11 protein-coding genes and 1 rRNA gene are annotated in these 14,753 nt (G+C 59.4%); 5 read left to right on the top strand and 7 right to left on the bottom strand.

Annotated elements, in window-relative coordinates; genetic code table 11:
- Positions 1 to 382: 382 nt before the first annotated feature.
- Together AARI_RS01170 and AARI_RS01165 are read right to left on the bottom strand one after the other, a co-directional pair.
- A 16S ribosomal RNA gene (locus AARI_RS01170) occupies positions 383 to 1,908 on the bottom strand.
- Between the two features lie 596 nt (positions 1,909 to 2,504).
- Positions 2,505 to 3,269, bottom strand: a complete 765-nt coding sequence (locus AARI_RS01165) for a hypothetical protein (RefSeq protein WP_013347556.1) — start codon at positions 3,267 to 3,269, stop codon at positions 2,505 to 2,507.
- Positions 3,270 to 3,382: 113 nt separating this feature from the next.
- On the opposite strand from AARI_RS01165, the gene AARI_RS01160 reads away from it, so the two are divergent.
- Positions 3,383 to 4,573 (top strand): alanine racemase, encoded by a 1,191-nt coding sequence (locus AARI_RS01160; RefSeq protein WP_013347555.1) that lies wholly within the window; start codon positions 3,383 to 3,385, stop codon positions 4,571 to 4,573.
- Positions 4,570 to 5,871 carry a D-arabinono-1,4-lactone oxidase gene (locus AARI_RS01155; protein ID WP_013347554.1) on the top strand — a complete coding sequence of 434 codons (1,302 nt, stop codon included), beginning with the start codon at positions 4,570 to 4,572 and terminating at the stop codon, positions 5,869 to 5,871. The genes AARI_RS01160 and AARI_RS01155 overlap by 4 nt, the downstream gene beginning before the upstream one ends.
- Here the strand turns inward: AARI_RS01155 and AARI_RS01150 are convergent.
- The 3 genes from AARI_RS01150 to AARI_RS01140 form a co-directional block, all read right to left on the bottom strand.
- Positions 5,868 to 6,905: an endonuclease/exonuclease/phosphatase family protein gene (locus tag AARI_RS01150; protein WP_041648284.1), complete on the bottom strand. Its 1,038-nt coding sequence runs from the start codon at positions 6,903 to 6,905 to the stop codon at positions 5,868 to 5,870. The genes AARI_RS01155 and AARI_RS01150 overlap by 4 nt on opposite strands.
- 73 nt (positions 6,906 to 6,978) lie before the next feature.
- Positions 6,979 to 8,649: a thiamine pyrophosphate-binding protein gene (locus tag AARI_RS01145; RefSeq protein WP_013347552.1), complete on the bottom strand. Its 1,671-nt coding sequence runs from the start codon at positions 8,647 to 8,649 to the stop codon at positions 6,979 to 6,981.
- 525 nt (positions 8,650 to 9,174) lie between these two features.
- Positions 9,175 to 9,654 (bottom strand): gluconokinase, encoded by a 480-nt coding sequence (locus AARI_RS01140; RefSeq protein WP_041648282.1) that lies wholly within the window; start codon positions 9,652 to 9,654, stop codon positions 9,175 to 9,177.
- Positions 9,655 to 9,683: 29 nt separating this feature from the next.
- Here AARI_RS01140 and AARI_RS01135 point away from each other — a divergent pair, with 29 nt between their 5' ends.
- Together AARI_RS01135 and AARI_RS01130 are read left to right on the top strand one after the other, a co-directional pair.
- On the top strand, positions 9,684 to 10,262 hold the full coding sequence (locus tag AARI_RS01135) for a glycoside hydrolase family 3 C-terminal domain-containing protein (protein WP_041648280.1): 579 nt from the start codon (positions 9,684 to 9,686) through the stop codon (positions 10,260 to 10,262).
- Positions 10,263 to 10,580: 318 nt separating this feature from the next.
- Positions 10,581 to 11,051 carry a hypothetical protein gene (locus tag AARI_RS01130; RefSeq protein WP_013347549.1) on the top strand — a complete coding sequence of 157 codons (471 nt, stop codon included), beginning with the start codon at positions 10,581 to 10,583 and terminating at the stop codon, positions 11,049 to 11,051.
- Positions 11,052 to 11,073: 22 nt separating this feature from the next.
- Here AARI_RS01130 and AARI_RS01125 read toward each other — a convergent pair whose 3' ends face one another.
- Both AARI_RS01125 and AARI_RS01120 read right to left on the bottom strand, forming a co-directional pair.
- Complete coding sequence (locus AARI_RS01125) at positions 11,074 to 11,343, bottom strand: hypothetical protein (protein WP_013347548.1); 270 nt, start codon at positions 11,341 to 11,343, stop codon at positions 11,074 to 11,076.
- Between the two features lie 129 nt (positions 11,344 to 11,472).
- Positions 11,473 to 12,954: an amino acid permease gene (locus AARI_RS01120; protein ID WP_013347547.1), complete on the bottom strand. Its 1,482-nt coding sequence runs from the start codon at positions 12,952 to 12,954 to the stop codon at positions 11,473 to 11,475.
- Positions 12,955 to 13,263: 309 nt separating this feature from the next.
- On the opposite strand from AARI_RS01120, the gene AARI_RS18350 reads away from it, so the two are divergent.
- Positions 13,264 to 14,724: an HNH endonuclease gene (locus tag AARI_RS18350; protein WP_013347546.1), complete on the top strand. Its 1,461-nt coding sequence runs from the start codon at positions 13,264 to 13,266 to the stop codon at positions 14,722 to 14,724.
- Positions 14,725 to 14,753: the final 29 nt, after the last annotated feature.

Genomic DNA, 14,753 nt, shown 5'->3' with positions numbered 1-14,753 from the left:
ACCAAGAACCCCGCCACCCACAAGCCACGCACCAGCCAAACCCCCCACACAAAGCGGAGAACCCGACCAACACCCAACCCACAGGCACGGAGGCTTGTTGCCTCAAAACCCAACAGCATGCCAAACCATACAAACCGCACAACACCCGCACACCGCTTTCCAGCACCCAAGAAGCCAAAGACTCCCCAAACGCGTACTCGCAGATGCGCAAACACCCTGCAGCCACAGCCAGTACCCCGCACACGAACGCACCACCCACATTGGGATGACACCAGCGTGCACGCTTTCCAGTACTGAGTCCATTGATATTCCACCCATGAGCAACCCGCCTGCACCACACTCGGGCACAGACACGGGCAACCAATAATGGTTAGCTCCTTAGAAAGGAGGTGATCCAGCCGCACCTTCCGGTACGGCTACCTTGTTACGACTTAGTCCCAATCGCCAGTCCCACCTTCGACGACTCCCCCCACACAAGGTGGTTAGGCCATCGGCTTCGGGTGTTACCAACTTTCGTGACTTGACGGGCGGTGTGTACAAGGCCCGGGAACGTATTCACCGCAGCGTTGCTGATCTGCGATTACTAGCGACTCCGACTTCATGGGGTCGAGTTGCAGACCCCAATCCGAACTGAGACCGGCTTTTAGGGATTAGCTCCACCTCACAGTATCGCAACCCATTGTACCGGCCATTGTAGCATGCGTGAAGCCCAAGACATAAGGGGCATGATGATTTGACGTCATCCCCACCTTCCTCCGAGTTGACCCCGGCAGTCTCCCATGAGTCCCCACCACTACGTGCTGGCAACATGGAACGAGGGTTGCGCTCGTTGCGGGACTTAACCCAACATCTCACGACACGAGCTGACGACAACCATGCACCACCTGTGAACCAGCCCCGAAGGGAAACTCCATCTCTGAAGCGGTCTGGCACATGTCAAGCCTTGGTAAGGTTCTTCGCGTTGCATCGAATTAATCCGCATGCTCCGCCGCTTGTGCGGGCCCCCGTCAATTCCTTTGAGTTTTAGCCTTGCGGCCGTACTCCCCAGGCGGGGCACTTAATGCGTTAGCTACGGCGCGGAAAACGTGGAATGTCCCCCACACCTAGTGCCCAACGTTTACGGCATGGACTACCAGGGTATCTAATCCTGTTCGCTCCCCATGCTTTCGCTCCTCAGCGTCAGTAAATGCCCAGAGACCTGCCTTCGCCATCGGTGTTCCTCCTGATATCTGCGCATTTCACCGCTACACCAGGAATTCCAGTCTCCCCTACATCACTCTAGTCTGCCCGTACCCACCGCAGATCCGAGGTTGAGCCTCGGACTTTCACGGCAGACGCGACAAACCGCCTACGAGCTCTTTACGCCCAATAAATCCGGATAACGCTTGCGCCCTACGTATTACCGCGGCTGCTGGCACGTAGTTAGCCGGCGCTTCTTCTGCAGGTACCGTCACTTTCGCTTCTTCCCTACTGAAAGAGGTTTACAACCCGAAGGCCGTCATCCCTCACGCGGCGTCGCTGCATCAGGCTTTCGCCCATTGTGCAATATTCCCCACTGCTGCCTCCCGTAGGAGTCTGGGCCGTGTCTCAGTCCCAGTGTGGCCGGTCACCCTCTCAGGCCGGCTACCCGTCGTCGCCTTGGTGAGCCATTACCTCACCAACAAGCTGATAGGCCGCGAGTCCATCCCCCACCGATAAATCTTTCCACCACCTGCCATGCGGCAAGAGGTAATATCCGGTATTAGACCCAGTTTCCCGGGCTTATCCCAGAGTCGGGGGCAGGTTACTCACGTGTTACTCACCCGTTCGCCACTAATCCACCCAGCAAGCTGGGCTTCATCGTTCGACTTGCATGTGTTAAGCACGCCGCCAGCGTTCATCCTGAGCCAGGATCAAACTCTCCATAAAAAATAAAAAGCCACCGAAACCCCTCGGAAAATAAGGGAAGAATCGATGAAGTCCTGGCGAATAATAAAACACTCAAGCACATCACACGGGGGTGCAATGCCTCAAGCAAATAATATGTATTCACCAAATAAAATAAATATTCGGTATCAACAAACTTGGCACACTATTGAGTTCTCAAACAACAAACACTTACCGGTTCTTTACCCACCATTCCAGGCGGTAATTTCGTCCAGCGTTATATTCATATTCTATAACTTCGAATTCCTGAAAGTCAAATCCATTGTTTGTGATTTGAATCGGTATTCTTAGTTCCCATTCTTTTCAAATGTTGTCCACAGGACTGTGGAAAAACCTTGATTTTCTGGGGTTTTGCTGCCGTTTCACATCCGGTTATTTCTTCCGTTTTGTTCTCGGCGACAAGGAAAAACTATACACAGGTTTGGGGGGGTCTGCAAATCGGCGGAGTCTTTTTCAGCGGTGACCGTGCACACTTAATTTTCGATCGTCGATTAAAGCCCGTATTCATGCGGATCGACGTGCGTAAAAATCCGTGAAACATATTAAGGAGACGGTTGAAAACGCACTTTGCCGTGCTGCTAGTCTTCGACAATCTCCGCTTCAATGACCCGCGGGTCGTCCAAAGGCAACGAACTCGGAGCAATCGTCGGGATACCGGCGAAAGCAACACCAGCATTCTCGATGACTCGTTTTGCCATATACCGGTTGCCTACGCCACCGATCGCTGCGCCAACACCAAACGGAACCAAGCGTCCCAAGGTGCTAGCAGCCTGGGTTCCGATGATCTTGCGCAGGAACTTCTTCTGCAAGGCACGCTGCACCGAGGAGTAGACAGTCTTGGACTTGCCAACTCCGAAGGACCTCGCCCATCCCTGGATAGGTCCGCCACCACGCCCGGCAACCTGGGAAGTCAATCCGGAAATCATCGAGCTGCCTTCCTCGCCCATCATGATGCCCATGACCAGTACTCGGGAACGATCCGGATCATCGATGGCAATACCGTGCAACTCCGCCAAGCTCTGCGCATACAACGCCGAAGCTTCGAGGAAGCCCAGCGTCGCTGCGACAGACAGACCCAGCGCTGCACCGGTACCAACTGCTGGAACTGCTGCGGTTCCGCCAACGGCCGCGCCGCTACCGGTTACTACGCGCAGGTAATCGCGTTCGGCGATTGCTGCCAGCTGAGCAGTAGTGGCTTCGGGGTGCTTTTTACGCAGACGCTTGATGTACGCAAGTACCAGCGGACGCTGCACGCCAATGCCCTTCATGATGGCATCTTGCACGCCCGAGCGCGGCTTTCCGTCCTTGCCAAGCAGGGTCATTGAAATTGGATCGTTTTTCATGATGGCTCCAGCCTAACCGCAAGACCCTGAGAGTTTCCTTGAGCTTTCAGCTTGAGCACATGCACCTTGAAAAATTCCTTGATACTCCATGAACCTGGTGAAAGAGTTGGCCTATGAAGAACGCACAGGCCAAACGGTATAACCACGCCTTGAAAAGTGCCGGCATTTCAGAGCATCCAGTGGCTCTGCTGGACCTGGATGCCTTTGATTCCAATCTGATCGCCCTACGCGAACGTGCCTCAGGGGTGCCGATTCGTGTCGCTTCCAAATCGCTGCGCGTCCGCAAGGCACTGGAACGGGCACTGGATGAACCCGGATTTCGCGGAGTTCTCTGCTTCACCCTGGCCGAAGCGCTTTGGCTGGCTAGCCATGGGTTGAGGGATCTGGTGGTCGCCTACCCGCAAACCGACGCTGAGGCGATCAGCCGCTGGGCTGCCAGCGAGCAGGCCCGTGAAGAAGTGACGCTGATGGTGGACACCGAAGAGCAACTGGACCTGATCGATCGGATTGCCCCGAAGCACGGACCGTTAAAGGTCGCCTTGGAACTCGATGCTGCATACTACCCCAGCAGCAATTGGCGCATCGGTGCTGCACGCTCTCCACTGACCCGTCCGGCCCAGGTCGCCGAGCTGGCCGCCGAAGTGCACCGCCGGCCTAATTTCATCCTGGATGGGCTGATGGGCTACGAGTCCCAAATCGCTTCGGTCCCCGATGGCGGTTTCAGCCCCAAGGCCCTGGTCTCCCGAAAACTGCGGCAGCGCAGCGCTGCCGAATTGGCCCAGCGCCGTGCAGAAACCGTGGAGCTGGTACGCAACCTTGGTGACCTTCGATTTGTGAATGCCGGTGGGACCGGCTCGGTGGAAAGTACCGTACAGGAGCCGGCAGTAACCGAAATAGCTGCGGGCTCGGGACTATTCGCCCCTGCGCTATTCGATTCCTTCCGCGCATTCCGCCCTGCCCCTGCACTGTTCTTGGGCTTCCCTGTGGTCCGCCGCCCCGATGAGCAGACGGTAACCATCCTCGGCGGCGGATGGGTGGCATCGGGTCCATCCGGCAAGGACCGCTTGCCCAAGATCGAACATCCTAAGAAGCTGCGCCTTCTGGCACTGGAAGGAGCCGGTGAAGTGCAGACCCCGCTGACCGGACCGGCAGCGCATCGCATCGCCATCGGCGAACGGGTGTGGCTGCGCCATGCCAAAGCGGGCGAACCAGCCGAACGGGTTAATAAGGTAGCGGTCTACGGCCAAGGCAAGATCATCGAGCAATGGCCTACCTACCGCGGTGAAGGGAAAGCATTCTTGTGAGCACCTTCAAGAATTTCGCACGGACTGTCCACGCTCATCCCGCAGCAATCAACCGTCCGCGCAGCGTCACCGAATTATCCCAGTATCTCCAGCAGGCCGCTGCCCGGCATCAGCCGGTGCGCACCGTCGGCGCCGGGCATTCCTTTACCCCGCTGGTACATACCGACGGGGTGCTGCTGAACCTGGATGGTTTCCAGGGAATAGAAGAAGTCGACGCGTTCACCCACGAGGTGCTCTTCCGCGCTGGAACCCGGCTTTGGCAAGTCCCCGCGCTGCTCAAGCCATTCCACCTCGCGTTGGAAAATATGGGAGATATCGACAGGCAATCGATCGCGGGGGCAATCAGCACCGGTACCCACGGTACGGGCCTGAAATTCACCGGATTGAGCGCGGCGGTTACCGGCGTGCAGATCATGCTGGCCGACGGCTCGCATGTGCGTGCCAGTTCGCAGGAGAATCCCGAACTTTTTGAAGCATCCCGTCTCGGCTTGGGCGCGCTGGGGGTCCTCACCCATGTGCGCATGCGCTGCGTCCCACACTTCATGATCCATGCGGCCGAAAGCATCGAACCAATTGGGCAGATCGCAGAAAGCTTCATGGACCGGGCCCGGCACGAAGACCATCTGGAATTCTTCTGGTTCCCGGGCACCAGCAAAGCCCAGGTGAAGATCAATACCCGGCTCGATGGGCAGAGCCCTGCAAAGAAGCCGAATCCGGTGGCCCAGTGGCTCAACGATGAGCTGCTTTCCAATGGTGCGTTGCAGCTGCTCAGCTCGGTGAGCGCGGCAGTGCCCGGCAGCACGGCCAAGTTGAATGCGGTAGCTTGCGCTGCCTTATCTGACCGCAGCTCCATCGCACCTTGGAACGAAGCTTTCACCAGCCCCCGGCGGGTGCGTTTCACCGAAATGGAATATGCGTTGCCGCTGGATGCTTTCGCCGAAGCCTTCACCCGGGTGCGCGGATACTTCGAGCGCAACGGGGTTGAGGTGTTCTTCCCCATCGAGGTGCGAACTGCCGCCGCGGATTCCACGTGGCTGGGTACGGCTACCGGAAGGGACAGCGTGTATATTGCCGTGCACCGCTATATCCGCGATCAGGCTCCGGGATACTTTGCGGCCATGGAAGAGATCTTCCGGTCTTTGGGCGGCCGGCCCCACTGGGGCAAGGAGCATTCCCTGCAGGCAGCAGAGCTGGCTCAGCTCTTTCCGAAATTCAGCGACTTCACCAGGTTGCGCGAAACTCTCGATCCGCAGGGACTATTCCTCAACCCGTATCTTCGTGAGCTGCTTGGCGCTTAGAACTGGATATCGGTCCAGAGCAGTGGCGTTGATTCCTCAACCAGATTAGGCACAGTACCGGAAATCGGCTGGGAAATGCTCGGCTGGTGTTCCTGGATGCGGCCCTGGCCTAGTACCTGCCAGGCTTGGCTTGGAACCAGGTAACTGCCCGAATCATGCAATGCGTTCTCGCGGTCCAGTCCCGCAAGGAATGGCTCCACGCGATCGGCCGCGCCTTCTTGCAGGCCCAGGGCTCCTGCGATGACGTAGCGGTCTTCGCCAACTCCTTCGGCTTGCCGGCCCTCATCGGTGCGAATGTAGTCCTCGCCGGCCAGGTAGCCGTTGATGACCTTCAGCTCATCGGCCAGACGGGCGTCAGCGAATTCCTGGTCCTGTGCATCTGGCTGGGTTTGGGTGGCCAGCACATGCACCGGCTCGCCGCGGTACTGGATCGGGATGTCCCACAAACCGGTGCTCATCACCGGGATGGAAGCAGCAAGCACGCCGGAGAAGTCGGTGTGGTGCATCATGTCATGTGCGACCTCTTGCCACCGGAGCTGGGATACGCCGGTGACCTGGTCTTGAGCGATCGGGTACTTCGAAAGCACCACGATGGAACCCTGCTCGGCAAAGGCGCCCTGGCCCCATGCATCCTCGGCGCTGCCAATTACGCCGTCTGCATTCAGATCAGCACCGCTCTGCAGGCCCTTGGAACCCACTGCGAGATAGGAATACTCGTATTCCACATCCGCGCGGCCATCGTCCGGGTTCTGCAGGTACTGGTCGTTGAATGCATCCACGGCTTCCTGGGTGGCATCCATCTCGGTGAGCACTACGACATCGGCGTTGGCTCGGCTGATCTTGTCAGCAACCTGCCCCGCTTGGCGGTCAGAGCCACGCAGCAGATCCGCCGGAAGCTGCTCAGGGGTTTCGCCGCTGAGGTTTGCCTGGATGGTTGCCACGCGTAGGGAGGTCTCGGAAAGCTGTGCTGAGCTGGCTCCCGTTTCATCACCAGTTCCAGATGGGACGGCAAATGCGGCAGCCGCAGGGAACATCAAAAGTGCCCCTAGACCCAGACTTGCGGTTCCAACTAATAACTTGCGCACTTAACCACCCTACGACGTTCAGCTATCGCTTTCCAGCGCCTTTACCGGATTGTAATCCCGAAGCCGCCGCTGCTTTCTTGTTCGCAGCCAGGACTTCTTCCATATAAGGGGCGCGCACATGCGTTGATACGCGGGCATCGACCAGGCACACCCCTCGCGCTCCAGCCTGGACCCACTGCCGCACCCCAGCAAGGTCTTCGAGCGTGTCAAGGCGGATTCCGGTGGCACCCATGGCGTTGGCAATGCCGGCAAAATCGACGGTCGGGATCAGCATCGGGTCCTCATGCAGGCCAATGGATCCGTACTGGTGGATTTCCGCTCCGTAGGCGGAGTCGTTGTAGATGACGATTACGCCACTTTCCACAGTGCGTACGATCGATTCCAGATCCGCCAGCCCCATCAGGAAGCCGCCATCGCCGGCGGCCAGCACTACCGTGCGGCCATCCGCCGCAGGGGCGGCACCGACCATCGAAGCGATGCCCAGGCCGATGGACTGGTAGGCGGTGCCCACGCAGCTCACGGAGCGCGCCCCGGTGGTCGACCAGTACATCGGTCCCCAGCCGATGAAGTGGCCGCCGTCCTGCACCAGCAGCCGGTTGGCCGGCAGGATTTGCTCCAGCTCGCTGGCCACGCGGCGCGGATCAAGCTGCCCGTCGGCGGCCTGCTCGTCACCGGCCGGGCGGCTGCGCAGGTTCGACAGATCCAGGCTCGAACGCCATCCGCCGGCTGCCGGATCAACCGCTTCGAGCAGATCTGCCGCGGCCAGAGCCGAATCTGCGGTGGCAAAGTAGTCTACGCGCGGGTTGGTGGCGGTGCTTCCCAGATCGACCTGGATCAAGGTTGCATCGGCGGCGATGAGATCGCCAAAGCGCATGGTGAACTGGTTCAGCGAAGCGCCCAGCACCAGCACCGTGTCGGCCTGGGCGATGATGCGGGCGTTGGCCTCGGTGGAGAAGCCGCCGGTGATGCCCAGATCGAACTCGTAGTCCAGCAGGTCGCGGGCCAGCAGAGTGCCCGAGGTGGTGGCATCCAGCTTCTGCGCCAAGTCCTTGACGTGGGTTGCGGCATCTATCGCGCCACGGCCGTAGAGGATGTGGGTGCGCTCGGACGCATTGAGCTTTTGCGCGATCTGCTCCAGCTGGGTGGAGTTCAGCTGCGGCGCCGGCGGGGTGCTGCGCAGCGATGCGAAATCAGGAAGCTGTTCTTCGAGGGAATCCGCTGCCGCCAAATCATAGGGAATGGCCAAGACCACCGGCAGGCGTTCGCGCAGCGCATGGGCGGCCGCTTCCATCGCGGTGGCACCCGGGGTATGGCGGTCCACGACGTAGCGCGCTGCCCGCACGCCGGCATCGATCGCAGCCTGGTCGACATCCCAACCGCGCAGGCCGGTGGTTGGGGCATCGCCGGTGATGAACAGCAGCGGGGTGCGTGCTGCGGCGGCTTCGGCCAAGGCGGTGATGGTGTTGGTGTACCCGGCTCCGTAGGTGGTCGAGGCAATGGCCAGCTTGTTGGAGATGCGGAAGTACGCGTCGGCCGCGGAAACAGCGGCGGATTCGTGGCGCACGGCGGTGTAGTCGAATCCCGCGCGGACGGCGGCATCCAGGAAGTGGGCGTTGCCGTTGCCCATTAATCCGAAGATTTGCGGGGCGATGGGCTTGAGGGCATGGGAAATGGCAGCTGAAACGCTAGACATTATGGACTCTTTTCAAGAAATCGTGCTGAAGAAATTCCATATATGTCTGCCGTTACCGGTTGCTGGGCCGCAACGGGTATCGCCCCTTTTGAGAGCGCCGGAACCTGCTTGAGCTGGATTCCTGACTTCTAAATAATAAGGCACACCTCAGGAAAATGGCCATAGATCCTGGACTCCGGTGCCCTATGGCAAACTTTTGCCACGACAGTTGCACAGAATTCGAGCAGCTCCGAAGATGATCTGCAGACAGTCGAACGTGCGACCCTCGCTACGGCGTCTTGCAGAACGAGTGCCCGAGGCAAGGCGCCGAAATCAAGGGATTCCTCAGCGAGTCCTCCTTCAGCGAGGACGGCACCTCCAGCTGCACCTCGGAGCTGTTGCTGCGCCTGGCTTCCCTGACGCTGGCATGCTGCTGGCCGAAAGTGGAATGCACCAGGCCTCGCCGGCGGAACCTCGGGGACCAAACGCAAAACCCGAGGCACGCACGGATTTGTCCGTACCTGCCTCGGGTTGCGCCAGCCCTACTTAATGGTTACCCAACCAACTGGCTGCCTGACTGGCCAGTTGTTGCGGCGATGCTGAAATATCGAGCACCAGTCCGCGTTCATCTGGCTCAAGCTCTTCCAACGTTTCGAACTGGGACTTCAGCAATCCGACTGGCATGAAGTGCCCAGCACGCTCGCCCATGCGTTCGGTCAGCAGCTCAAGACTCCCGTGCAGGTGAATGAACACCGTTGCAGGCGCCTGCTCGCGGATCTGATCGCGGTACTTCCGCTTGAGTGCCGAACACGCAATGATCAATGGCTCACGTTCTCCGGCTGCCGCCAGCAGACGCCCGATTTCACCGAGCCAGGGCTCGCGATCGGCATCATCCAACGGCTTTTCCGAAGCCATTTTGTCGATGTTCGCCTTCGGATGCATGGAGTCTCCATCGAGGAACTCTGCTTTGATCTGGCCACCGAGCAACTCGCCCACCGTAGATTTTCCACAGCCTGAAACACCCATGACCACAATGCGGAAAGTTCTCGGTATCGGTGAACAACAAGAACACCAGTTCCTACAAGTCCGATGATCCGGAATCGGGCATGAACCCGGAGCACATCAGCCCGATCACCATGGACGGCATTGAAGGCCTTGACGGAGCCAGCCCATTCGGCGCAGCCGATGCCTGTGTGACCCAGGGCGCCGAATCCTGCACGGATAACGGCCTGCGCTTCGGCGGGTCGCTGCCTTGGGAATCCAGCATCTTGGACTTCACCGGCATGGCCGAGTCGCAGTCCTGGGAAATCAGCCCGTCGCTGGACACCATCAAGCAGGTGATGAGCGAGGTCGAGGACCCCAGCAAGGTCGTCATGCACGTGTACTTCCGCCAGCCATTCGTCATGGACGAGACCAGCGGGCTGCGCGAGGCGGGCGCCATCGTGGCCGGCTTCGGCATGACCGACACCGCGCTGATGGACGTGCTCTCCGGCAAGTTCTCTCCGCAAGGCCGCATGCCGTTCGCGTTGGCTGGTACACGCGAGGCAATCACCGAGCAGTTCAGCGATCTGCCCGGCTACGCTGAGACCTCCGACGGCGCGCTCTTCGACTACGGTTTCGGCCTGAGCTACTAGCCGATACAGCACCCGGGGCCCCAGCCTGCATTCGCAGGCTGGGGCCCCGGGTTGCGTTCTCTCCAGGCTCGCCATGCGCGCGCCACCCTGCTTAGGTTCACGATCCCATGCCATGGCGATTCGACAGCCACCGGTTCTGTGTTCCGGAGCATTTCGCTCCTAGTACATTTTTTCGAGGAATTCGCATATTCTAGGAAAATAACTCCACGATGTTCACCGAGCGCCTGAGGCGAAACCCGGGGATTCAAGCTGTGATCCGTCACACCCTGATTTCGTGGGCATTCACCTAACGGCGAGCTGCCATCAACGGAGGATTCCTTGAACCACTCAAACCTGCGCTCAAACGCCACCCGGCGCATCACCGAACTGCTCAACTCACACGCAGCACGACGGCACCTGTCCACTTACGGCTGGACAGAGGGCATGCCGGTAGTCATCACCGAACCCCATGAACTGGTTAAAGACGTCATGGGATTCATCTCCACCCAAGGCCGCGCGGTCCTGCTGGTGCTGTGCGGAGGAGAACCTGATAACTTGCAGATTTGGCACGTGACCGTGCCCAGCCCCATCTTCCCCGAAGTTCCCGCGCTCCCGGCAGAATCCACGATGGGCGACCTGTGCCGACGGAACAGCGAGTCTCGGCTCGCCACCTTCCGCGTCGGGTACTGGGCCCACAGTGCCGCGATCCATGAGATTCCGTTTTCGATCAGGACCCAGAGCGCTCCCGGAGCAGAGTCCTCCGAGCATCTGGACTTATCGGACTCCCAGAGCGACAAGCACCAGGACTGATCCGGCGACAGAGCCCAGCTGGCTAGTCCGCTTGCCCAAGCTCCCGGCCAGCTCCGCCCTCGCCTTGCAGCCCGGTATCATCGCCGGGTTCCTGCCTGCGCACCGCATCAAGCAGCTCTTGGACCTCTTGAACCCGGCCAGTCCAATACGCCGCAGGAAGCCCGAAACCATGGCCCGCCTCCTTCTCCAGGCGTTCGAAGCTTCCGCGGTGCGCTTCCAGCGCGCTGATCAGGTCGTCGGCCTGGTCGGCGGTCAACGAAAGATGGATATCCCTGCGGCCTGTGGTGCTCATTGCAAACTCCTGCTCATTCGAGTGATTCCCACCCTACGCGTATCGCAAGCACGAGCCGAATAGCACCGATGAATACCATGGAATTCACACCTTCCACCGAACCTCTTTCTCCTGCAGCACCTGGCGTTCCTACTTCTCGTCGGCGAGAGTGGCGGCGTATTCCTGCTTGGTCATCTGGCCCAGGCGCGAACGACGCCGGCCATAGCCCAGGTAGACGGCAGCACCGACGATCATCCAGATGATGAACACCGCCCAGGTATGCCAGCCGAGTTGGCTCATCAGGAACAAGCAGGCGAGGATGCCCAGGATCGGGGTAATCGGGTACAGCGGCACGCGGAAGGTGCGTTCGGCCTTCGGCTGGGTTTTGCGCAGGTACATCACCGATGCGCCCACCAGCGCGAAGGCGAAGAGGGTGCCGATGCTGGTGGCGTCAGCCAGCGCGCCTAGCGGGATGAACCCAGCTGTGATCGCGACCAGGATGCCGGTGATCCAGGTTCCGGCAACCGGGGTTCCGGTGCGCGCCGAAACCTTGCCGAACACCGGCGGCACCAGTCCATCGCGGGACATGGCCAGCAGGATGCGGGTCTGGCCGTAGAGCACGGTCAGCACCACCGAGGCGATGGCCAGCACGGCAGCCACCGCGAAGATCAGCACGAAGACCGGCCGGCCGGTCAGCTCGCCAACGATCTGCACCAGCGGCGCCTGCGCACCTTCGAACCAGTTCCATTCGCGCGCACCGATGGCCGAAACGGCTACCAGCACATAGCTGATGGTCACGATCAGCATCGAGAGCATGATGGCACGCGGCAAATCGCGCTTCGGGTTCTTCGCTTCCTCGCCGGCGGTGGAGGCGGCATCGAAACCGATGTAGGAGAAGAACACGCTTGAGGCCGCGGCGGTCACGCCGGCGGCGCCCATTGGCAGCAGCGGTTCGAAGTTGCCCGCATCGAAGGCGCTGAAGGCGACGATCGAGAAGAAGATGAGGATTCCGGCCTTGATGGCCACAACAATCGAGTTCACGATGGCCGATTCGCGCGCCCCGCGCACCAGCAGCAAGGTGGCCAGCGCGATGACGATCAGTGCCGGCAAGTTCACCACGCCGCCTTCAGCAGGTCCCCCGGCAAGCATCTGGGGCAGTTCCATGCCGAAGGTCCGCAGCGTTTCGTTCACGTACTGGCCCGCACCTACGGCCACCGCAGCCACCGATACCGCATATTCGAGCACCAGGCACCAGCCGCAGATCCAGGCGATGCCTTCGCCCATGGTCGCGTAAGAATAGGAGTAGCTGGAGCCGGATACCGGAACCATGCCGGCCATTTCCGCATAGGACACCGCAGAGAGCAGGGCGGTGATGCCCGCGATCACGAAAGAGATCCAGATGGCCGGGCCTGCGACCGGCACCGTATCGCCGAGGATTACCAGGATGCCCGTGCCCATCGTGGCGCCGACGCTGATCATGGTCAGCTGCCACATGCCCAAGGTTCGTCGCAGCTGGCCCGCTCCCGCATTGGTCTGCGACTCGGTGATCATGTTCGCGATCGACTTGCGACGACGCAGCTGGGCACCGAGCATGGTGGCCTGGCTCGAGCTCATGGATGGCTTGCGGTTCATCGCTGGTCCTCAATGGGGGTGTTATTGCTGCCTCGATCCGGCCTTGGATGCGGCCGTGCGCTGCAAATGGAAGTCCTGAACTGGAACATCATGTCATGCTCCCACCGGGCCAGAATCTCTTGGAAACCAGCGATTTTTCCGCATTTACGCCCTTTTACTTGGGCATTCAACGATATTGCGCCGTGCGGGCCATCGAGATTTTGAGATGGATATCATTACAGGATTTGCATAAGTATGCACGCAGCGCAGATTCCGAAGTTTTCCACATTATTAGAAGACATGTTCTATCTAAAGAAGTATAATTAGAACATGTCCGAAGCAAAGGCGCACGGAAGCAGCCTCACCCCACCAGCACCACATGAGGACTTCGACCTCCACATGCAAATGGTGCAAGACGACCTGTCTGCTATTGAAGAACATGGCAGCAAAACCGAGTGCGCCCAAGGCATCGAATTACTGGAGTCTTTCATCTCCACATTGCGCTTCAAGCAGGCCGCCCTCGGCCACCAACTCGAGAAGGAATTCGTTCGAGACCATGAAGAACGTGGCATCCACATGGATGACCAAACGCGCGGCGCAGCCGCCAGCGTCGCTCTGGCCCGCAGGCAATCTCCGCACGGAATGCGCAATTACTTGGTCAATTGCCGCATCCTCTTCGAAGACACCCCTCACCTCGCGGCAGCCTGCGCACGCGGAGAATTCACCGAGGCACAAGCCCAAGCCATCCTGACTCCGTTGCAAGCCCTCAAACCCCTGCGTCGCACCGAGTTCGACCAGTTCTTCGCCCAGAACCCGGACATGTTCGAGTCCATGGGCACTAACCAGATCAAGGAAACGGTCCATAAGTTCGTCCTGTCCTACACCTCAGACCAGGAATCAATCGAGCAGAAAACCGTTGAAGAACAACGCAAACTCAGCCTGAAAATCGACCATCAGCGCGGCCGCATCATGATCAACGGCGAATACCCCCTGCTGCAGGGCATGTGCCTGAAGAACTACTTGGACGATGAGTCAAAAGCCCTGCGCAAAAAAGGCGACAAGCGCTCTCGCGCCCAGATTCGTGCCGACCTGCTCTTCAGCTACATGATGATTGGTGAACCTTCCAAGATGCCCATCGCGCTGCACGTCGGTGTGATCATGACCGACCGAGCCCTCTTCGCCGGCGAACGCGAACCAGCCTATTTGGAAGGTTACGGATTCATTCCTGCCCAGAGCGTGCGTGAATGGATTAGCGGGCATCAGATCCCAAATGACCTGACCCCCGAGCAGATCGATGCCAAACCTGACCAAGAACTCATCGAACAGCTCGAAGTGCGCACCGAACTCGCCCGCTTCTACACGGCGCCCGGTGACCAGGACCTGATCACCATGGATTCTAAAGCCCGGATTTTCCCGGAAAAGCTCAAGAAGTTCATCGCGGTCCGCGACAGACACTGCCGCACGCCATTCTGCGACGGAATCGTCGAGGAAATAGACCACGTCAAGCAATACGCCCGTGGCGGCAAGACCACTGTTTTCAACGGCGATGGCCGGTGCGCTGCCTGCAACAAAGCCAAGGAAGCCGTCGGTTGGTACGAATACATTGCATTCGGCAACGGCCATCCCATCATGGTTTGCCCAGGATCAGCAATGTCGTACAAGTCCACCGCACCACCGGCCACCGGATACGCGCACAAACCGTTCCCTCAATTGAGATGCGATTCGAAATGGATGCAGAAACTCAAGGAACGACTGAAACCGCATGACGGCCCCGAAGATCTCGCGGCCTGATCCTCGGCAAGTACCAGCTCTAAGCATCA

Origin of the sequence: Glutamicibacter arilaitensis Re117, from assembly GCF_000197735.1 — a bacterium.
Taxonomy (GTDB): domain Bacteria; phylum Actinomycetota; class Actinomycetes; order Actinomycetales; family Micrococcaceae; genus Glutamicibacter; species Glutamicibacter arilaitensis.
The sequence above is the reverse complement of the archived record's forward strand: the minus strand, read 5'-3'. Positions and strand labels throughout refer to the sequence as shown.